Here is a 19,549-nt window from a genome sequence, read left to right on the forward strand (position 1 = left end):
GAGTTGTCTTGAACGCACCGAACGATATTGCGCACACCCTCGACTGGAAGGGGGAAGGCGCCAGCAGAACGCCGTATGCGGCCTATACGAGCGAAGAGCTTTATCAACGAGAGCTGGAGCGGCTCTTCTACGGCAAGCATTGGTGCTATATCGGCCTCGAAGCCGAGGTGCCGGCGCCGGGCGACTTCCAGCGCACCGAAGTGGGCGAACGTTCGGTCATCATGACGCGGACCGAGGACAACGAAGTCGTCGTCTTCGAAAACGCCTGCGCGCACCGCGGGATGCAGTTCTGCCGCGAGCGGGCCGGGAAGGCGAAAGACTTCCACTGCCCGTATCACCAGTGGAACTACGATTTGAAGGGCAACCTGATCGGCGTGCCGTTCCGGCGCGGCGTGCGGCAAGCGGGCAAGATCAACGGCGGCATGCCGCCCGAGTTCGATCCGAGCCAGCATTCGTTGCGCCGGTTGCGCGTGTCGACGCGCGGCGGGGCGGTGTTCGCGTCGTTCGACCAGGACGTCGAATCGTTCGAGGATTTCCTCGGCCCGAAGATCCTGCATTACTACGACCGCCTTTTTCACGGCCCGAAGCTCACGTTGCTCGGCTATACGCGCCAGCGCGTGCCGAGCAATTGGAAACTGATGGTCGAGAACATCAAAGACCCGTATCACGCCGGCCTGCTGCATACGTGGTTCGTCAATTTCGGGCTCTGGCGCGCGGACAATCCGGCACAGCTCGTGACCGATGCGCATCACCGGCACGGCGCGATGATCTCGATTCGCAGCGGCGGCGGCGGCGGTGAAGTGACGCACAACGTGACGAGCTTCAAGGAGCGTATGACGCTGCACGACGATCGTTTCCTCGATGTGGTGCATGAACCCTGGTGGGGCGATCCGACGGTCGTCATGCTGACGCTGATGCCGAGCGTGATCATCCAGCAGCAGGTGAACGCGCTTTCGACGCGGCGCATCCGTCCCGTGAGCCCGGGCGTGTTCGACTACGTCTGGACCCACTTCGGATTCGAAACCGATGACGAGGAAATGACGCGCCGGCGTTTGCGGCAGGCGAATCTGTTCGGTCCGGCCGGCTTCGTGTCGGCCGACGACGGGGAAGTCATCGAGTGCGTGCAGCAAAACTTCGACCATATCCCGGAGGGCAACGTCTACAACGAACTGGGTGGACGCGGCGTGGACGATCACACCGATCACATGGTCAGCGAGACCCTCGTGCGCGGTATGTATGAATACTGGCGCAAAGTGATGGAGGCCTAAATGACGACGATCGCCACATTGGCTCATGTTCATGCTCAGGCGAACGCGCCGCGCGCGACGGAAGTGACGTTCGCCGACTACTATGCCCTCGTCGAGCTCAACGCACGCTATGCGTCGGTGCTCGACACCGGCGATTGGGACGCGTGGCCCGAGTTCTTCGAAGAGGTCTGCCGCTACGAGCTCGTGCCGCGCGAGAACCACGAGCGGCGTCTTCCGCTCGCGCTGCTCGCCTTCGAAAGCAAGGGGATGCTGAAGGATCGCGTGTACGGCATCAAGGAAACGCTGTTCTTCGATCCGTACTATCAGCGCCACATCATCGGCACGCCGCTCATCACCTACATCGACGATTCGGTCATCGAGGCGCGGACGAACTACGCGGTGCTGCGCACGAAGTCGGAACAGGCAACGGACGTCTACAACGCGGGCTTCTACATCGATCGCATCCGTCGCACGGAACAGGGGCTGCGGTTCGAGTCGCGCATCTGCGTGTACGACAGCGAAATGGTTCCGAACTCGATCATCTATCCGATCTGACGGGAGCGCGCTATGAGCAACGAGTGGATCGATGTCGTCGATCCGGACGTCGTGCGTGCCGAGGGTCTGGCGGGCGTGTACGTCGCCGGGCGGGACATCGCGCTGTTCGCGGTCGGCGATGAAATTTTCGCGACCGATAACCGGTGCCCGCACGGCGAGGCACGCCTAACCGATGGCTTTTTGCTCGACGACGAGATCGAGTGTCCGCTTCATCAAGGGCGTTTCAGCGTGCGCACGGGGATGGCGATGTGCGCGCCCGTGACGGGTTGCATCCGGACCTATCCCGTGAAAATCGAGAACGCCAGGATCTTGCTGCAACTCGAGACGGACGACGTCTCGGCGCAATCGGGAGAGCAATGATGAGCGCTTATGTCGTGGTGGACGTGGACGTGCTGGACCCCGACGGCCTCGCCGCCTATCGCCAGGCGGGCGTGCCGACGATCGCCGCGCACGGCGGCCGCGTGCTGGCGCGCAGCGACGATGTGGTCGTGTTGGAGGGCGAATGGAAGCCGCGGCGGGTGGTCGTGCTCGAGTTCGACGACATCGAGACCGTGCACCGCTGGCATGCCTCGCCCGAGTACCAGCGCGCACGGCTGTTGCGTCTCGAGGCGGCGCGGACGCAGTCGATCGCGGTGCCGGGCGTATAGCGCCCGGCCCGCGTTTCCCACATCACAGGAGAAAACATGTCCGCATTCGTGATTTTCGATATCGACGTGCACGACCCCGAAGCCTATGAGGGATACCGCCGAATCGGCGCGCCGACCGTCGCCGCATTCGGTGGGCGTTTCCTCGTGCGCGGCGGCGAGACGGAAACGCTCGAAGGCGATTGGTCGCCTAAGCGCGTGGTCGTGCTCGAATTCGAATCGGCCGAGCGCGCCCGGGCCTGGTATCGCTCGGAGTCGTATCAGGAAGCCAAGCGGTTGCGCGAAGGGGCCGCGCATACGATCGGTATCCTGACCGACGGCTATGCGCCCGCGCCCGTTGCGGCCGAGGTATCGACCCCGGTGTCGTAACGATCGGCGGGCGATGAGCGGGTTCTATCCGATCGTCCTCGTCTTCGTCTAACAGCTAAGTGCGGTGCTTGCGGCGGCCTCGCGTCATGCGATGCCGCCGCTCTCGTTTGAGAGCCGTTCGACGTTCAGACTCGCCGGTAGCGAATGGACCACACGAGCGCCAGCGTCGCGACGAATAGCAGCACGGAGCCGAACGAAAAATCGTTCAAGGCCAGCATATGGGCTTGGATCTCGATCGAATGCGCGACCGACGCCAGCGCGCCGGCCGGCGACATGCCGCTATGTTCGAGTTTGGCGAGCCAGTCGCTCGTGCCCGGATCGAATGGCGTGATGCGATCGACGAGGTAGGTGCGATGCACGCGGGCGCGGCGTTCGAAGTAGGTCGGTGCGATCGAGGTCGCCATACTCGTGCCGAGCCGGCGCAAGGCGTTTTGCAGGCCCGAGGCCGCCGGCAGCCGGTCGCGCGGCAGGCCCGCGATGGAAAGCGAGACGAGCGGCGTGATGAAGAAGGCGGTGGCCGCGCCCATCAGCAGCGAATTGGCCGCGATGTCGCCGATCGTCACGTCGGTGGTAAATCCCATCCGCCAAAACGAGGCGGCGCCCCAGCCGACGAGTGCGATCGTCGCGAGCCCGCGCGGATCGGTGCGGCCCTGGAAGCGGCCGAGGAGCGGCGCGATGACGATCCCGGCGATACCGAGCGGCGCGGTCGCGATGCCGGCCCAGGTGGCCGTGTACTCCTGCTGCGTCTGCAGCCAGAGCGGTACGAGCACCAGCGCGCCGTAATAGACCGCGAACCCGACCATGACCGAGAGCGTGCCGGCCGTGAATTCGCGATTCGCGAAGAGCCGCAGGTCGACGATCGGGTGTGCCTCGGTCAATTCCCATACGATGAGCGCGCAAAAGGACACGACGCACACGAGCGCGAGCGTGCGAATCTCGGTCGATGCGAACCAGTCGAGGTTTTCTCCACGATCGAGCAGCAACTGCAGCGAACCGAAGGTTGCCGCGAGCAGGGCGAGGCCCACCATGTCCACGGGCAAGCGCCGTGTGGGATTGTCGCGCCCCTTCAAAAACCGCATCAGCACGAGCAGGACGGCGGCGCCGGTCGGAACGTTGACGTAAAAGATGTACGGCCATGTGATGTTGTCGGTGATCCAGCCGCCGATGATCGGGCCGAGTACGGGGGCGACGAACGTGGTGGTTTGCCAGACCGCCAGCGCGACGTTACGGCGCGAGGGCGGAAACACGGCCATGAGGAGCGCTTGCGATAACGCCGTGATCGGACCCGACGCCGCGCCCTGCAACGCGCGGAAAACCAGCAGCGATTCGAAGTTGGGCGCGAGGCCGCAGAGGATCGACGTCGCCACGAACAGGATCAGCGATACGCGAAAGAGCAGCACCTGCCCGAAACGCTGGGCGAGCCAACCCGTGAGCGGCAGCGTGATGGCAAGCGGCGTCGCGAACGAGGTCAGCATCCACGTGCCCATGTCCGGTGCGACGCCGAGGTCCCCCGCGATCGTCGGCACCGCGACGTTCGCGATCGTCAGGTCGAGCGTCTGCATGAAGTTCGCCACGCTGATGGCGACGGCGACGAAGACGAGCGCCGTGCCCGTCATGGGTTCGAGCGGCTGCTTGGGCGCCGCGATGGAGTTGATCGACGCCATGGTCACGCCCCCGGCTCGTGCGCGCCGGCACCGCTATTGGCGCGAATCGTTTCGGTCACGAGCGCGTCACCCGCCTCGTCGTCGCCACGGTAGACGGTGGTTTGGTCGATCGGCGCGGGCGCGGTGGCGAGCGCGGGCGGCGTCGATGCCGATGCCGTCCCTGCTCGATGGCCGAGCGGTACCGATGCGGTCATCGACAACCCGATGCGCAGCGGATGCGCGCGCAACTCGGCCGGATCGAGCGCGATCCGCACCGGCACGCGCTGCACGACCTTGATCCAGTTTCCGGTTGCGTTTTGCGCCGGGACGGAGGCGAAGGCCGCGCCCGTCCCCGCTTCGATGCCGTCGATGCGGCCGTGAAAGACGACATCGGGGCCGTACAGGTCCGAGCGCAGCTCCACGGCCTGCGCCGGCTGCATCTCGCGCAACTGCGATTCCTTGAAGTTCGCCTCGACCCAAACGCGGTCGAGCGGCACCAACGCCATGGCGATCGTGCCCGGCGCGACATGCTGGCCGACTTGCACGACGCGGTGCGTAATGAGCCCGCCGACGGGCGCGCGCGTTTGAACGCGCCGCAGCGCGAGGGCCGCGCTGCGCACGCGGGCGGCCGCTTCGCGCACGAGCGGGTTCGATTCGATCGACGTGCTGTCGGTTTTCGCGAGCGCGGCCTCGTACGACGCTTGCTGCGCGCTCAGCGATGCCGAGGCGCTCGTCATCGCATCGCGCGCATGACGGATGTCCTCGCGCGAGACGCCGCCGTCTTGCGCGAGGCTTTCGCGCCGCCGCAAATCGTCGCTCGCTTTCGCCAGCTCGGATCGTTGCAGTAGGATCTGGGCGGTTTCGCGCGAGACGTCGGCGCGCGCGGTCCGGTATGCGCGCACCGCATGCGCAAGCTCGGCGACGGCGGCATCGAGCGCGAGACGCGCGTCGGTACTGTCCACGCGGAAAAGGGGATCGCCGGGATGGACCCATTGGGCGTTTTCGACCATCACGGCATCGACGGTGCCGTTCACGAGCGACGAGACTTGCACGACGTCGCCGGCTACGTAGGCATCGTCGGTCGTTTCGACGCCGCGCGTCGCCGACCAGTAGGCCACACCGGCGCCGGCCGCCACGGCCAGCGCGACGAAGAACAAGCGGAAGCGGCGCCGCCGGGCGGCGCGCAGACCCGCGGCGAGCGCTTCTTGCTCGGCCGCGGACGTTTCGATGACAGTCATGGTTGGACTCCAACAGGCGTGCTGGCGCCGCCGAGCGCGGTGATCAACCGGACATGCTCGATGGCGAAAGAGGCGTCCGCTTGCGCAACGGACGTACGGTCTTCAAGCAAGCGGCCTTGCGCGAGCAAGACGTCCAGATAGCCGGTGATGCCTTTGGCGTACCGGCGTGTTTCGACGTCGTAGGTTTGCTGCGCGCGCTCGAGTGCTTGCCGCTGCCAATCGCGCTCGCGCGAGAGCGCGTCGATTTGCGTCAGGGCGTCGCTGACCTCGGCGAGTGCGCCCACGACGGTGTCGTCGTAAGCCGCGACGGCCGCGTTGTAGGCCGAGTTCCGCGCGCGCAGCGCCGCCCGCAAGCGGCCGCCTTCGAAGATGGGCAGGGTCAGCGCGGGGCCGGCGCCGAACGTTCCGCTATTGCCGTGCAGCAGCGCGCGAAAGCCGAAGCTCTGCACGCCCGCGAAGGCGAGCAGATCGATATCCGGGTAGAACGCCGCGCGCGCCGCCTCGATGCCTGCGGCGTTCGCCTCGACGTCGTAACGCGCGGCGAGCACGTCGGGGCGCCGCCCGATGAGCGAGGCGGGCAGCACGGCCGGCAGCGGCATGCGCGCGGCGAGTATGCCGGCCGGCGCGACGAGAGTGTCGGCGTAGCCGGGGCCGCGGCCGACGAGCGCCGCGAGCCGATGCCTGAGCCCGGCCACCGCGGCGCGGTGCCGCTCGATGCCGGCCCGCGCGAGCGGTACCGGCTCCCCCGCGCGCAGCGCGGCCGTCCGCATGTCAATCCCGGCATCGACGCGCGCCGTCGTCAGCTTCAATAAATGCTCGTGCTGAGTGAGCGTGTCTTGCGCAATCGCGAGCAACTGCTGCTCTAGCGCGAGTTGCAGATACGTTTCGACGATGGCGGCCTCGAGGGATACCGTCGCCGCGGTTTCGAGCGCTTGCTGTTGGTCGGCATGCAAGCGCGCGGCGCGAGCCGTCGCCCGTAGACGGCCGGCCAAGTCGAGATCGAAAGACGCGGTAACGAGCGCCTGCGTATCGACTTGCCAATGTCCGGCCGCGGGCGGCGGCGTGCGATAGCTCTTCGACAAGCGTTGCGGGATGGCATCGGCCTTCGCATCGACCATCGGCAAGCCGGCGGCTCGCTCGACATCCGCCTCGGCGAGCGCTTGTTGCACGCGCTCGTGCTGCACGCGTAGCGAAGGCGCGCCAAAGCGTGCGTCGTCCACGATGCGATCGAGTTGGGCGTCGCCGAACGCATCCCACCATCGCGGCGCGGGCTGCTCGCCGGCCGAGGCACGGCGGATGGCGGCGCCGGCATCGAATCGTTCGACAGGAGTGATGGTGGCGGTGGGCGGTTGCTCGCCGAACGGTGCGCAGCCCGAAAGCGCCGCCGCGGCAAGCGCGGCGGCGAGTCGCGCGCTTCGAGGTCGCGCTCTGAATGTTCTCGTGAGCATGGGTCGTGGACTCCGCTCCCCCGTGGGTGATTGTCTTAAGATATATCTTTAGACAATACGACCAACTCGGCAACTGCTAGAAATGTCAGTCGCGCCGCCCGCGAAGGGCGGGACGCAGGGCGTGGCGGATCGAGCGCGTACGAAGAGCGCCGCCGCTCAACCAAGCGGCTTGGGGCTGCGAAGGGCCCCGGCTTCTTAAAGCTTGCTTCGAAGCGACGGTGCCCGGCGCGTGAAAGCCGCGATGCGGCGCGCGCGTACGCCGTTGGCCAATCGGTCGAGCGCATCCGCGATGTCGGTGCGCGACACGCTGGCACCGGCGGCCGTGCCGAGCATCGTGCCGAGCGCTACACCGGCGATGTCGATGTCGCCGCCGACGAATGCATCCGCGAGCGTGGCGACCGATGTGCCGAAATGCGTATGTGGACCGGCCACCTCGAGCACCACCCGGCGGCACGACGCATCCGAGCAGGCGGGAATGTGGGCGGGCAACGGCCACGGCACCAGCAGTCCGCTGGCTTTGGGCCGGATCGCGTCGGGCGTACTGCGGATGCTGTCGTGTTCGCACAGCGTCCAGCGATCCGTGGCCAGCGGCGCCAGCAATGCGCGCCAGCGGCCGTAGGCGGTGGCCGACGACTCGACGATGACGGCGGGCGGTATCCTGAGCCGGACCAGCCGCCGCAGCAACGCGTCGATCGCGGCGGCGTCGGGCGCCGGGCCGAGTCCGCTGTCGTCTCGAACGCCATGCACGAACGGCACGAGCTCTAGCTCGTCCTCGTACTCGCTGCGCAGCGCGCGCAGCCACTTGCCCATCGCGAGCGGCAAGGACCACGGCGCGGCGACGCCGCAGAGCACGAGCAACCGATCGTCGCGTCCTTCTCTGATCGCGCAAATCCGCCTGGCGACGATCGACACATCCGGTATGAGCGTCTGCATGGTCAGTGTCCGGACGAAGAGCGGCACACGGCGTCGGTCAGCCGTGCGCGCGGATACGCGCCCAACACACGCAAGCCCGAAAGGGTGGGGGCGAGATCGTCGAGCGCCGCCCGCACGTGCGGGTCGCTGGCGTGGCCGTGCAAATCGGCAAAGTAGCGATACGGCAAGCCGGCCGCGCGGGCCGGACGCACCGCGAGCCACAGCACGTCGATTTGACGCTGGGCGAGCACGCCGAATAGATGGGCGAGTTCGTCGGTGCCGTCGCTCGGGGCGAACGAAAGACTCGTCCGATCGTTGCCCGTCGGTTCCGGCGAGGGACCGCCGAGCACTAAAAAGCGCGTGTAGTTGTTGGGATCGTCCTGAATCGCGCGGGCCACGATGCGCAACCGGTAGCGCAGCGCGGCGGGCTCGCCCGCGATCGCCGCGCAATGGCCGTGCTCGGCGGCTTCCCGCGCGGCCGCCCCGTTGCTCGACACGGCGATGCGCCGCAACCGGGGCGCATGCGCGTCGAGCCAGCCCCGGCACTGCGCAAGGGCTTGCTCATGGGCCAAGACGCAATCGACGCCTTCGAGCGAGCCGCTCGCACTCAGCAGACAGTGAACGATCGCTTGCTCGATCTCGCCCGTGATCGGCGCGGCATGCTGGGCGAGCAAATCGACGGTACGGGTGATGGTGCCTTCCGTCGAGTTCTCGATCGGGACCACGGCGAATTCGGTCTCGCCCTCGCTCAACGCGGCGAATACGCCCTCGAGCGTTTCGCGCGCGTCGGTGCGTACCGCGTCGCCGAAGAATTGCCGCGTCGCGGCTTCCGTGAACGTGCCCGCCGGACCGAGAAACGCGGCCGAAGGCGCGCCTTGCAACGCTCGGCTGGCGCTGAACAGCGCGCCCCAAATGGAAGCGACGTGATCGTCGCGCAGCGCGCCGTGCGAGCGCGCGCACAGGTTGGCGATGATCGAGCTCTCGCGCGCGGGATGGTAGACCGGCAGCCCGCCGCGCCGCTTCAGCCGGCCGATTTCCGTGGCGCATTCGACTCGTTGCACGATCAGCGCGAGCAGATCGGCGTCGATCGAGTCGATGCGCGTACGGCAAGCGGCGATGGCATCGTCGACCGTCGGCGGCGGCGCAAGTTCGAGAGGCGTCATGGCAATGCGTTCCCTGGCGAGCAATGCGGTAAATGCTTCGTGCGCGTGTGGCGCCGCGGCTGTGCCGAGCGGCGGCGCTCAGTGCGGCATCACGGTGTGCGGCGTCGAACGGCCGAGCGGTTCCAGCCGAGCGATTGCCGCGCGGTATTCCGCGTCGAGCCGCTCGACGATTTCGGCCACGCTCAGCACGGTATCCATCGAGCCCACGCCTTGCCCCGCCCCCCAGATGTCGCGCCATTGCTTGGCGCCCGATTCCGGCGAAAAGTCCATGCGCGCGCCCTCGACACGAGTGAGCGTGCGCAGATCGATGCCGGCGGCCTCGATGCTTTGGCGCAGATAGTTGCCGTGCACGCCGGTGAATGCGTCGGTATAGACGATGTCGGCGGCGGTGGCTTGGACGATGGTGTCCTTGTAGCCGGACACGACATTCGCTTCGCGCGACGCGATGAAGCGCGTGCCGATATACGCGCAATCGGCGCCGAGCGCGCAGGCCGCGGCAATCGCGTCGCCGGTCGCGATCGAGCCCGCGAGCGCGACGAAGCCCGAGTAAAAGCGCCGCACCTCGGGCACGAGCGCGAAGGGGGACAGCGTTCCGGCATGACCGCCCGCGCCGGCGGCCACGAGAATCAATCCGTCCACGCCGGCTTCCAGGGCTTTCTCCGCGTGGCGTATCGTCGTCACGTCGTGCAGCAAGATGCCGCCGTATCGATGGACTTCATCGACGACCTCTCGAGCCGGCGCACGCAGGCTCGTGATCATCACCGGCACGCGCCGGTCGATCGCGATACGCAGATCGGCCTCGAGGCGCGTGTTCGACGGATGGCAGATATGGTTGAGCGCATACGGGCCGAGGATCGACTCGGGCAGCGCGGCCCGATGCGCTTGCAGATCGGCGTCGATCATGCCGAGCCAGTCGTCGAGCTGCGTGCTCGAGCGTGCGTTCAGCGCGGGAAACGAGCCGACTATCCCGCTCTTGCATTGAGCGAGCACCATGTCGGGATAGCTCGCGATCAGCATCGGTGAGGCGATCACCGGCAGCCGCAGCGATTGAAGGAGAGCGGGCGTCGCCATCGATGCCTCCGGGGGTTATTGTGCGAGCGCGGCGCTGTCGCGCCGCTCGGCTAGGCGCTGATGAAAGCCCGAGCGGCTGACCGCGCAGCGCGTATGAATGCCTTCGCCGACCACGCCAACGGCGTCGCGCACGCAGACGCGATAGGTCATCATCCGCCCGTCCACTTCGATCAACTCGGCGTCCACGGTGACTTCCCATTCCGGCGGAGTCGGTGCGAGATGCTTGATCTCGAAGTTGTAGCCGACCGTCATTTGATCTTCGGGCAGCAGATGATCGGTCGCTTTCATGCAGGTCTGCTCGATGAAAATGATCATGATCGGGCTCGCAAGCGCATGCGCTTCTCCCCCCCATTGATCGGCGAGGGAAATGGTATCGACGCGATGCGTCGCTTGGGCGCTCAGCCCTGGCTGGATAGTCAACTTGGACTCCTTGATCGGGGTAGGAAAGCGAGGGTCAACGGATGCCGGCGGTCGTGGCGGCGGCACGCTGCATCTGGCCGAAGATGTTCCGGCTGTGCATTTCTTCGGTGCCTCCGGCCGATCCCATCGCGAGGGCGTCGGCAACGAACGTGGCGAGCGCGCCCCGGCGGTAACCGTCGCTGCCGTGGATCGCGAGCAGATGCAGCGCCGCTTGTGCGAGATCGCGCGCGCCGCCGAGCTTGGCGATCGAGCAATTGGCCAAGGCGGCCGGGTGATGCGAGAGCAATTGGTCGAGCGCCGCGAGCGCCATCCAGCGTGTGCGCTGTACACCGATCTCGATTTCGACGAGCCGGCGCTGCACGTGCTGATGTTTGTCGAGCGTGGTGCCGAGCGTCGCACGCGAGCCGACGTACTGGAGCGCATCGGTGAGAAACGGCCGCACGACGTCGGCGCACAGCAGACCGAACAGCGCGCGATTCATCGACGCGATGTCCATCAGCAAGCGCAAGCCGGCCGCCGGCTCGCCGAGCAGATCGTGTTCGCCGATGCGCACGTTCGCGAGCGTGATATCGCCGATCGGCAGATCCGCCACGCCGAACGTTTCCTGCGGGGCCGTGCGGCTCACGCCTTCGCGCGTGGGATCGAGCAGGACGAGTGCCGTCGCGGGTTTATCGCCGCTCGTGCAGGACGCGACGACCAACACCAACCGCGCCTCGGGCGCATGGCTGATGTTGTACTTGTGGCCGTCGAGCCGATAGTCGTTGCCCTCGCGCGTCAGCCGCGTCTCGAGCGCGCGCACTTCGGTGCCGGTGCCTTTCTCGGAGATGGCCGTGGCACCGACGGCGCCCGCCATGAGCCGCGGCAGATGGCGATCGAGTTGCGCGGGCGAGCCATGCGCGAGCACGGCGCGTATCAACGTCGCTTGATTGGCGAGCGCCATCGCGAAGCCGACCGAACGCAGCGTCGAGACGATTGCCTCGAATGCATCGACGAACTCGCTCCACGTTCCGCCGTCACCGCCGAGATTTTCGGGTACGGGTAGCCGCCATAGACCGGCGTCGGACACGGCCTGCCACGCGTCCCACGCAAACGTGCCCGCGGACGCGTCGTGGCGAAACGATTCGGCGATGCCGCGAAACTTGCTCGCGACATCCGGATGGGAAACGTTGGCTGCAAGGTTCATTGTCGTCGCGCGTCACGTTTGGATGTGGCGCTAATCTAAACAAATCAGCGTGTGGGAGAAACTGTCATTTCTCTCATACGCGCGACGGCGGCCGAGATATCACGAGAGGCAGCCGAGTCCGCCGAGGGTCGCTTCGACCGCGGTCTCGAGCGGCGTGTGCGGCTCGTGACCCAATGTCTTGCCAAGGCGCTCGTTGCTCATTTTCACCGGCACGCGCCACAGGTAGCGCATCTCGAGCAATTCGCGCAGCGTCGTCGCAAAAGGCGCGGCCAACGTGACGAGCCACCAGGGAAAGCGACGCATGCGCGCGAGCGTGCCGTGACGCCGCGCAACCGAGCGGATCGCTTCGGCCATGCGCATACCGTCCTCGTCCCAATGACCTGCCATGTGAAACGCCGCGAATGCGTCCAGCGTATGTCTGCGTTCGATGAGCAGGCGCATGGTTTGGGCGACGTCCGGTACGTAGGACCATAGATGGCCCACTCCGGGGTGCCCGGGGAGTTGCACGACATCGACCGGGCGGCCGCCTTTGACGAGCCCTTGCGAAAACCAGCTATTGCCGGCCTGCGGACCGAAGAAGTCGCCGGCGCGAACGACGATCGCGCGCACGCCATCTTCGGTCGCCGCGCGCAGTCTGCGCTCGAGTTCGACGCGGATCGCCCCTTTGCGCGTGGTCGGTCGTTGCGGCGAGTCTTCCGTGAGCAATGGAAAGGCGTCGGGGCCGTAGTTGTAGACGGTGCCGGGCAAAACGATCGTCGCGCCCACGGCGCGTGCCGCCGCGATCGTATTGTCGATCATCGGCAGCACGAGTTCGGCCCAGCGCCGATAGCCGGGCGGATTCACCGCGTGCACGATCACGTCGCAGCCTTGCGCCGCCGTCACGACGGCTTCGCGATCCATGGCGTCGCCTCGTATCCACGTGATCCCGTCGGCCGTCGTGCCGGCATCCGGCCGGCGTGCGAGCGCTTTCACCGTCCAGCCCGCCGCGCGCAGTTGACGCGCGAGTTCGCCGCCGATTCCGCCGGTCGCGCCGAGCACGAGTACCTGTTGATTTTCCGTTTGCCGCATCGCTTCCATGGCCGCTCTCCTTGCTCGCGTGGTCTGTTTCGTTTCTTTCGATGGGCCCATTGTCGGGTGCCGCGCGATATAAAGGAATTGGCGAGAATGATCTATCCGCTATACATTTATGTATGACCGAAAATCTTAGTTGGGAACTTTATCGAACCTTTCTCGCCGTGTTGACGGAGGGCTCGCTTTCGGGCGCCGCCCGCGCGCTCGGCATCACGCAGCCGACGGCGGGACGCCATGTCGCGGCGCTCGAGGCCGCGTTCGGCCAGACGCTGTTTACGCGTTCGCAGTCGGGGCTTTTGCCGACGGAGGCCGCGCTCGAGTTACGTGGCTATGCGGTGGCGCTGCGCAGTACGGCCGCTGCGCTGGAGCGGGCCGCGGCGAGCCACGGCCCCGGCGTGCGGGGCGTCGTGCGCGTGTCCGCCAGCGACGTCATCGGCGTGGAGGTGTTGCCGCCGGTCATCGGCGAGCTGCGGCGCACGCACCCCGAGCTCGTTGTCGAATTGGTGACTTCCAATCGGCTCCAAGACTTGCTGCAGCGCGAGGTCGATATCGCTGTGCGCATGACGCAACCCTCGCAAGATGCGCTCGTCGCGCGCCGCATCGGCGATATTGAGTTAGGGCTCTATGCGCGGGCCGATTATGTCGCGCATCATGGCGCGCCGCAGACGTTGCCCGAACTCGCCCGTCATGCACTGATCGGCTTCGATCAATTGACGCCGTTCATCCGGGAGGCCGGAAAAGCACTGCCCGCATGGCGGCGCGAGGCATTCGCGTTGCGCACGGATAGCGATCTCGCCCAACTCGCGTTGCTGCGCGCGGGCTGCGGAATCGGCTTTTGCCAAACGGCGATCGCTCGACGCGATGGGCTCGTACGCATCCTGCCCAAGGCTATTTCGCTGAAGTTGCCGACCTGGGTCGTGATGCACGAGGACCTGCGCGGCAGCGTGCGTTGTACGGCGACGTTCGACGCACTCGCGCGCGGCTTGCAGGCCTATATCGCCGATGCGCGAGCAGCGCCCGCAGTGCCTCCAAGGCGCTCGGCCAAGAAATCGACGAACACCCGCAGCCGTGGCGGCACGTGACGATTCGCCGGCCATAGCGCGCGCAAAACGCCTTCGAGCGTGGTCGAAGCGTCGAGCGCCGTTTGCAGATGTCCCTGCGCGATGGCTTGGCGTACGAGGAAGTCCGGAAGGTACGCGAGCCCCAGCCCTTCGGTGGCCGCCGCCAATACCGCCTCGGCGTTGTTGAAGACGAGCGGTGCGCGCGCGGCGTCGCCGCACGATGCCGCCGCGCCGTCGATCAGCCAGTCTTGCAGCTTCCCGCTCGATTGATACTTGAAGCGCAAACATACGTGCGCGCTCAATTCCTGCGCCTGCCGCGGGACGCCATGCCGCACAAAGTAATCGGGCGACGCGCAGACGACGAAGCGATACGGGGCCACCGGCCTCGCTTTCAGACTGGAGTCGGCCGGCTGGCCGCCGCGAATGACGACATCGAAGTTTTCCTCGATCACGTCGACGTGCCGATCGCTGAAATCCAGATCGAGCTCGACCTCCGGATAGCGCGCGCGAAACTCGCCGATAACGGGCAGCACGAGCCGATAGCCGATCGTCGGCATGCTCACGCGCAAACGGCCGCGCGGCGCGTCGCTGGCCTGCGAGAGCTGCGCTTGCGCATCCTCGATCTCCTGCAGCGCGTGGCGGCAACGCTCGAAAAAGATCGCGCCTTCCTCGGTGAGCGCAATGCGCCGCGTGGTGCGATGAAAGAGCCGCACCCCCATGCTTTGCTCGAGCTTCGCAATGCTCTTGCCCACCGCCGACGCCGAGATGCCGAGCGCGCGGCCGGCTGTGACGAAGCTCAGCGTTTCGGCGGCGCGAACGAAGACGGCAAGTCCACTAAGCGTATCCATCGAGGGTCGATTACGGAAAAGTTGTCCTGAAAGTCCGGAAAGCGGGCCCATTTAAACACGATTGCGCGGCCTCTACTATTTCGCCCTGTGCCGATCGAAGCGCGGGGATAGGCCACTTCTCGCGGCAATTCTCATTCGGCGATCAGACAACCCGTCCGTCGTTGAAGGAACCCATGAACTCGAGTTTGCATGACATCGACGTGGTGCCGCCGCGTGCTACCCGCGCCGGCGAGAAGCGGCTGATTCTAGGCGCCGTTTGTTTGGCTGGACTATCGATGCCGCTGAGCTTCACCGGCCCGGCGTTGGCGCTGCCGGCCATCGCGGGGGTGCTCGGCGGTTCGCCGTTGGCACTGGCGTGGGTGACCAACGCCTTCATGCTTGCGTTCGGCAGTTGCCTGCTCGTGGCCGGGACGCTCGCCGACCGCTATGGCAGAAAACGCGTGTTCCTATGCGGCACGCTCGCGTTCGCGCTCTCGTCGATGTTGGCCGCGCTTGCCCCGAGTCTTATCGCGGTCGATCTCGCGCGGGCGGCGCAAGGCATTGGCGGTGCGGCTGCCTTATCGGCCGGCGCCGCGGCGCTCGCGCAAGAGTTCGAGGGCGATGCGCGCACGCGTGCGTTCAGCCTGCTCGGCACGACGTTCGGCGTGGGCCTCGCATTCGGGCCCGTCGTGGCGGGTGCGTTGGTCGCGCATTTCGGCTGGCGCTCGGTATTTGCGATGGTGACCGTCGTGACGACGATTGCCTCGGGGCTGGGCGCGAAGTGCATGCGCGAAACGCGCGACCCGCTCGCAAGCAGCGTGGACTGGCTCGGAGCCGCGACCTTCACGTGCTCGCTGGCGCTTTTCACGTATGCGGTGCTGCGCGTGCCGGACGCCGGCTGGACGAGTCGGCCCGTGCTCTCGCTGCTCGCGGCGTCGGCGGTTGCCGGGGCGGCGTTCGTCATCGTCGAATTACGCAGTACGCGTCCGATGCTCGAGCTCACGCTGCTGCGCTATCCGCGGTTCGTCGGCGTGCAATTTCTGGCGGCGGCGCCGGCCTATTCGTACGTCGTGCTGCTCGTGCTGCTGCCCGTTCGGCTCATCGGCATCGAGGGATTCGACAGCGTGGCCGCGGGGCGGATGATGTTCGCGCTCTCGGCGCCGATGCTCGTGGTGCCGCTTCTCGCCGCCCGGCTCGCCCGCACGATCGCGCCGGGCGTCATCGCGGGCTTGGGGTTGTTGCTTTGCGCGTGCGGACAACTGTGGCTCGCCCAATGCGCGCCCGGCCAACCCGTCGGCAATCTGCTCCTGGCGATGGCGGTCATCGGTACCGGGGTGGGGTTGCCTTGGGGCTTGATGGATGCGCTGGCGGTGAGCGTCGTGCCGAAGGAGCGTGCCGGGATGGCGGCCGGCATTTTCAACACCACGCGCGTGGCCGGCGAAGGGATAGCACTGGCCGTCGTCGCGGCGCTGCTCGCGAGCCTGACCGAGTCGAACCTGCGCGGTGCTTCACCGAGGGCGGCGAGCGACGCGGCGCTCGCGCATGCCGCCAACCGTCTCGCGATGGGCGATGTGCCGGCCGCGGTGGCCTGGATGCATGGCGTGGCGAGCCGCGATCTCATTCACTTTTACGGCCTGGCGTTTCACTCGCTGCTCCACGTGCTCGCCGCGGTGACCGTACTTTCCGCGTTGCTCGTGTTCGGTTTTCTCGGCCGCACGGCGGTGCATGAAGATCAGGAGCGAACGAAATCCCAGATGTCCGCGTGCAACTGATCCATGTGCGTATAGAGCAGCCCATGCGGCGCGCCCGGATACACCTTGAGCCGCGCGCCGCGAATCAATTCCACCGAGGGCAGGCCACCGGTCTCGAGCGGCACGGAGCGATCCCGATCGCCGTGCACGATCAGCGTGGGTACGTCGATGCGGCGCATCTCTTCGCGGAAGTCCGCCTCGACGAGCGCTCGGCTGCAGGCGAGCGCGACCGGCACCGACGCTTGCAACAGCGTCGTGCCCCACTGCATCATCGCAGGCGACGTCTCCGGCACGAAAAACGGTGCGACCGCGCTCGCGACCCAGCCTGGATAGTCTCGGCGCCATAGCGCCCAGAGCGCTTCGAATTGCTCGCGCGGCAACCCCGCCGGATTGTCTTCGGTTTGCGCGATCATCGGGGTGGTCGGTGCCAGCATGACGATGCGCGCGACGCGGGCGCCGCCATGGCGGCTCAGATATCGGACGATCTCGCCGCTGCCCATCGAATGCGAGACGAGCGTGATTTCCTTCAAATCGAGTGCATCGATGAGCGTGGCCAGGTCGTCGGCGAACGTGTCGAAGTCGTAGCCTTGCGCGCTTTGATCCGAGCGTCCGTGCCCGCGCCGATCCAGGCAAATACACCGCATGCCGCGTTCGCCGAACTCCGCGAACGCGTAGTCCCACATCGCGCTGCCGCATCCGAGGGCGCTCACGAACACCATCGGGGCGCCCCGGCCCCATTCGCGCCAATACAGTTGCGTTCCGTCGTTTGCGGTGATGAAGGGCATGGTGGTTCTCCTCGGGTTGTCGATGCGTTGGTCGCCATCGTATGTGGCGGCACGCGGCAAATCGATTACCTCCGAGGTCAAGCGAACGTCAATACCGCCGATATGATCGCCGCGATCTTGCGCAGCTACGAGTCGCCGGCCGAAATCGCTGCTGCGTTCGCCGCCTTTTGGCGATATCAACTCGCGGGCCTGCAAGCCCTGATGGCAGGTATGAATCGGAGCAGCGCATGGCCTATGCCCCCTATTAATTGAGCGTCTTCGCTTTCTTACCGGCGCGCGAGGGCGGCTGGCACATGACACAAGCCTTCGCGCGGGGCAGGTCGTGCTTGTACGAGACGAATTTGCCCTTGCAGCGGCAGCACTGATGCATCTCGAGGATGCCGCCGTTGAAAAAGCGCACGAGCGTCCAAGCGCGTGTCAGATCGAGGTGAACGTCCAGCCCGCCGTTGGCGCAATGTTCGCGATACAGACGGTAACCCTTGGTCAGCGCATCGACGTGCGAGCAGCGCGCCTCTTGTTTGAGAAACGAGTACGTGTGATAGAACAGCGACGCGTGGATGTTGGCTTGCCAGGTCATGTACCAGTCCGCCGAGGAGGGCAGCATGCCTTTCGGGGGCGATTCCGATTTGACTTCGCGGTACAGGCGAATGAGCCGTTCACGCGAGAGCGAAAGCTCCGATTCGAGCACCTGCATGCGGGCCCCCAGCTCGATCAGCGCGACGGCGCGCGACACTTCGTTGGCTTCTTCGATCAGGCTCGTCTTCGGCATGGCTGGCTCCCTATTAGGCGAATTGGCGTGCAGGTTGCGCGGCAAGCAAGATCGCCGCATGCGTGGCGGTGGCGTCCAGCCCCTTGTCCATCGTCGTCAGCGCCGTGACCATGGCGGCATCGTCGAAGCGAAAGTCGCAGACGATGTCTTCCGATTGCGCCAGCTTGATCGTTTGCGCGGGCGTCAGCATGGAGACGAGGTCGGCCATTTGCGCCGACAGCCCGAGTTTGAACATTCCCTCGGCGTAGTCCTCGTTGAGCATGTGCTGCGCAAGCATCAGATACGACAGGTTGATTTCGCGTACCGATTCGAGCACTTCACGATTGTCCAAGTTGCGCCTCCGCAGGGGTGATTACGGGTTGCATGCCTCGCCGATCGGACCGCCTTTCGCGTTGCGCGGTGTGGTGCATGCGTCTGACGAAAGTATTGTTCAGATTGTTGTTTGCACCAATCAGCGGCGGCGGAACATGATGTCGTCCGCACCGATGCGCTTGTCAGCGTTTTCCTACGCGATCGGGCATGCGGTTTGAGCGCCGCTATGCAGCACGCCGTAGGCGTTTCGCGCAGCCTGGCCAAACGGGCGTTTGAAGGTGGAGTCGAACCGCGGCTCGCCCCACCGGATGGTCATGCCCAGCCTTCGAGGCGCAGTGTCGAACGCACGAGCCGCTGCTCCTCAAGTTCGATCTCGCGCAGGCCCTCTACGTTGCTGCGGATGTGCTCGCTTGCCGCGCGCCGCGCCTGATCGGGCAGCCGCCCCACGACGGCGTTGTACAAGCGAGCATGCTGCCGGTCGATCTGGCGCTTTTGCGCCGCCCGGTGATAAAGGTTGTTGACGGAAGCGAACACCGAACTCAGCAGCAAATCGTTCAGCGAACTCAACGTATGCACGAGCACCGGATTGTGCGACGCCTCGCAGATGGCCAAATGAAAGGCGTAGTCGAGGCGGGCGAGCGCCTCCGGCGGCGTGCTTTCGATCTCGGCGTGGACCATCTCCTCATAACGGCGCGTGATCAGCACGAAGTCCGCCGGCGTTCCGCGCTGCGCCGCTAGCCGCGCAGACTCGCCCTCGAGCATCTGGCGTACTTCGAACAAGTCGTAAAGCGTGCGCGGTTGCGATGCGAGCAGATGCAGCATCGGCATCGTGTGCTCGCGCGGGGTGAGTTCGGCGACGAACGAGCCGCGGCCGTGCTGCGTGTCGATGACACCTCGCGCGCGCAGCAGTTTCAGTCCTTCGCGCAATGCCGCTCGGGACACGCCGAGCTTTTCCGTGAGCCGGCGCTCGGACGGCAGCGCCTGTCCCTGTTTCAATACGCCATCGACGATCAATTGTTCGATGCGTTCCGCCACGACATCCGCGACATGGCGCGGCGACGTCGAAATCTCTTCGATCAT

21 protein-coding genes are annotated in these 19,549 nt (G+C 66.1%); 7 read left to right on the top strand and 14 right to left on the bottom strand.

What is annotated here, in order from left to right:
• Window positions 1-8 precede the first annotated feature (8 nt).
• The 5 genes from C0Z18_RS09825 to C0Z18_RS09845 are packed head-to-tail and all read left to right on the top strand — an operon-like array spanning window position 9 to window position 2,815.
• The gene (locus C0Z18_RS09825; RefSeq protein ID WP_102645207.1) at window positions 9-1,268 is read left to right on the top strand and encodes an SRPBCC family protein; all 1,260 of its coding nucleotides are present in this window, start codon (window positions 9-11) and stop codon (window positions 1,266-1,268) included.
• Window positions 1,269-1,802: an aromatic-ring-hydroxylating dioxygenase subunit beta gene (locus tag C0Z18_RS09830; protein ID WP_102645208.1), complete on the top strand. Its 534-nt coding sequence runs from the start codon at window positions 1,269-1,271 to the stop codon at window positions 1,800-1,802.
• A gap of 12 nt (window positions 1,803-1,814) precedes the next feature.
• Entirely contained in the window at window positions 1,815-2,162 is a 348-nt protein-coding gene (locus C0Z18_RS09835; protein ID WP_102645209.1) for a non-heme iron oxygenase ferredoxin subunit, read from the top strand.
• On the top strand, window positions 2,159-2,449 hold the full coding sequence (locus C0Z18_RS09840) for a DUF1330 domain-containing protein (RefSeq protein ID WP_233217254.1): 291 nt from the start codon (window positions 2,159-2,161) through the stop codon (window positions 2,447-2,449). The genes C0Z18_RS09835 and C0Z18_RS09840 overlap by 4 nt, the downstream gene beginning before the upstream one ends.
• Before the next feature lie 36 nt (window positions 2,450-2,485).
• A complete protein-coding gene (locus C0Z18_RS09845) occupies window positions 2,486-2,815 on the top strand; it encodes a DUF1330 domain-containing protein (protein ID WP_102645210.1) in 330 nt (109 codons plus the stop codon).
• A gap of 125 nt (window positions 2,816-2,940) precedes the next feature.
• On the opposite strand, the gene C0Z18_RS09850 is transcribed toward C0Z18_RS09845, so the two are convergent.
• The 9 genes from C0Z18_RS09850 to C0Z18_RS09890 form a co-directional block, all read right to left on the bottom strand.
• On the bottom strand, window positions 2,941-4,479 hold the full coding sequence (locus tag C0Z18_RS09850) for a DHA2 family efflux MFS transporter permease subunit (protein WP_102645211.1): 1,539 nt from the start codon (window positions 4,477-4,479) through the stop codon (window positions 2,941-2,943).
• Window positions 4,480-4,481: 2 nt separating this feature from the next.
• A complete protein-coding gene (locus C0Z18_RS09855; RefSeq protein WP_102645212.1) occupies window positions 4,482-5,696 on the bottom strand; it encodes an HlyD family secretion protein in 1,215 nt (404 codons plus the stop codon).
• Window positions 5,693-7,144: an efflux transporter outer membrane subunit gene (locus tag C0Z18_RS09860; RefSeq protein ID WP_102645213.1), complete on the bottom strand. Its 1,452-nt coding sequence runs from the start codon at window positions 7,142-7,144 to the stop codon at window positions 5,693-5,695. Before C0Z18_RS09860 ends, C0Z18_RS09855 begins: the two co-directional genes overlap by 4 nt.
• Before the next feature lie 195 nt (window positions 7,145-7,339).
• Window positions 7,340-8,077: a hypothetical protein gene (locus tag C0Z18_RS09865; protein ID WP_102645214.1), complete on the bottom strand. Its 738-nt coding sequence runs from the start codon at window positions 8,075-8,077 to the stop codon at window positions 7,340-7,342.
• A 2-nt stretch (window positions 8,078-8,079) separates the two neighbouring features.
• A complete protein-coding gene (locus tag C0Z18_RS09870; RefSeq protein WP_102645215.1) occupies window positions 8,080-9,219 on the bottom strand; it encodes a bifunctional chorismate mutase/prephenate dehydratase in 1,140 nt (379 codons plus the stop codon).
• Between the two features lie 78 nt (window positions 9,220-9,297).
• The gene (locus C0Z18_RS09875; RefSeq protein ID WP_102645216.1) at window positions 9,298-10,290 is read right to left on the bottom strand and encodes an NAD(P)H-dependent flavin oxidoreductase; all 993 of its coding nucleotides are present in this window, start codon (window positions 10,288-10,290) and stop codon (window positions 9,298-9,300) included.
• Between the two features lie 15 nt (window positions 10,291-10,305).
• The gene (locus tag C0Z18_RS09880) at window positions 10,306-10,710 is read right to left on the bottom strand and encodes a thioesterase family protein (protein WP_102645217.1); all 405 of its coding nucleotides are present in this window, start codon (window positions 10,708-10,710) and stop codon (window positions 10,306-10,308) included.
• Window positions 10,711-10,744: 34 nt separating this feature from the next.
• Window positions 10,745-11,893, bottom strand: a complete 1,149-nt coding sequence (locus C0Z18_RS09885; RefSeq protein ID WP_102645218.1) for an acyl-CoA dehydrogenase family protein — start codon at window positions 11,891-11,893, stop codon at window positions 10,745-10,747.
• Between the two features lie 99 nt (window positions 11,894-11,992).
• Window positions 11,993-12,970, bottom strand: coding sequence for an NAD-dependent epimerase/dehydratase family protein (locus tag C0Z18_RS09890; RefSeq protein ID WP_102645219.1), 978 nt, complete (start codon window positions 12,968-12,970; stop codon window positions 11,993-11,995).
• 113 nt (window positions 12,971-13,083) lie between these two features.
• Here C0Z18_RS09890 and C0Z18_RS09895 point away from each other — a divergent pair, with 113 nt between their 5' ends.
• The gene (locus tag C0Z18_RS09895; RefSeq protein ID WP_102645220.1) at window positions 13,084-14,046 is read left to right on the top strand and encodes a LysR family transcriptional regulator; all 963 of its coding nucleotides are present in this window, start codon (window positions 13,084-13,086) and stop codon (window positions 14,044-14,046) included.
• Here the strand turns inward: C0Z18_RS09895 and C0Z18_RS09900 are convergent.
• The gene (locus C0Z18_RS09900) at window positions 13,956-14,873 is read right to left on the bottom strand and encodes a LysR substrate-binding domain-containing protein (RefSeq protein WP_102645221.1); all 918 of its coding nucleotides are present in this window, start codon (window positions 14,871-14,873) and stop codon (window positions 13,956-13,958) included. The genes C0Z18_RS09895 and C0Z18_RS09900 overlap by 91 nt on opposite strands.
• Before the next feature lie 173 nt (window positions 14,874-15,046).
• On the opposite strand from C0Z18_RS09900, the gene C0Z18_RS09905 reads away from it, so the two are divergent.
• Complete coding sequence (locus tag C0Z18_RS09905) at window positions 15,047-16,624, top strand: MFS transporter (protein WP_102645222.1); 1,578 nt, start codon at window positions 15,047-15,049, stop codon at window positions 16,622-16,624.
• Here the strand turns inward: C0Z18_RS09905 and C0Z18_RS09910 are convergent.
• From C0Z18_RS09910 to glcC, 4 genes are all read right to left on the bottom strand, one after another.
• Window positions 16,585-17,388: an alpha/beta fold hydrolase gene (locus C0Z18_RS09910; RefSeq protein WP_102645223.1), complete on the bottom strand. Its 804-nt coding sequence runs from the start codon at window positions 17,386-17,388 to the stop codon at window positions 16,585-16,587. The genes C0Z18_RS09905 and C0Z18_RS09910 overlap by 40 nt on opposite strands.
• A gap of 244 nt (window positions 17,389-17,632) precedes the next feature.
• Window positions 17,633-18,157: a flagellar transcriptional regulator FlhC gene (gene flhC, locus C0Z18_RS09920; RefSeq protein WP_102645225.1), complete on the bottom strand. Its 525-nt coding sequence runs from the start codon at window positions 18,155-18,157 to the stop codon at window positions 17,633-17,635.
• Between the two features lie 13 nt (window positions 18,158-18,170).
• Complete coding sequence (gene flhD, locus C0Z18_RS09925; protein ID WP_102645226.1) at window positions 18,171-18,488, bottom strand: flagellar transcriptional regulator FlhD; 318 nt, start codon at window positions 18,486-18,488, stop codon at window positions 18,171-18,173.
• A gap of 293 nt (window positions 18,489-18,781) precedes the next feature.
• Window positions 18,782-19,549, bottom strand: a complete 768-nt coding sequence (glcC, locus tag C0Z18_RS09930) for a transcriptional regulator GlcC (protein ID WP_102645227.1) — start codon at window positions 19,547-19,549, stop codon at window positions 18,782-18,784.

This window comes from Trinickia dabaoshanensis (assembly GCF_002879885.1).
Taxonomy (GTDB): domain Bacteria; phylum Pseudomonadota; class Gammaproteobacteria; order Burkholderiales; family Burkholderiaceae; genus Trinickia; species Trinickia dabaoshanensis.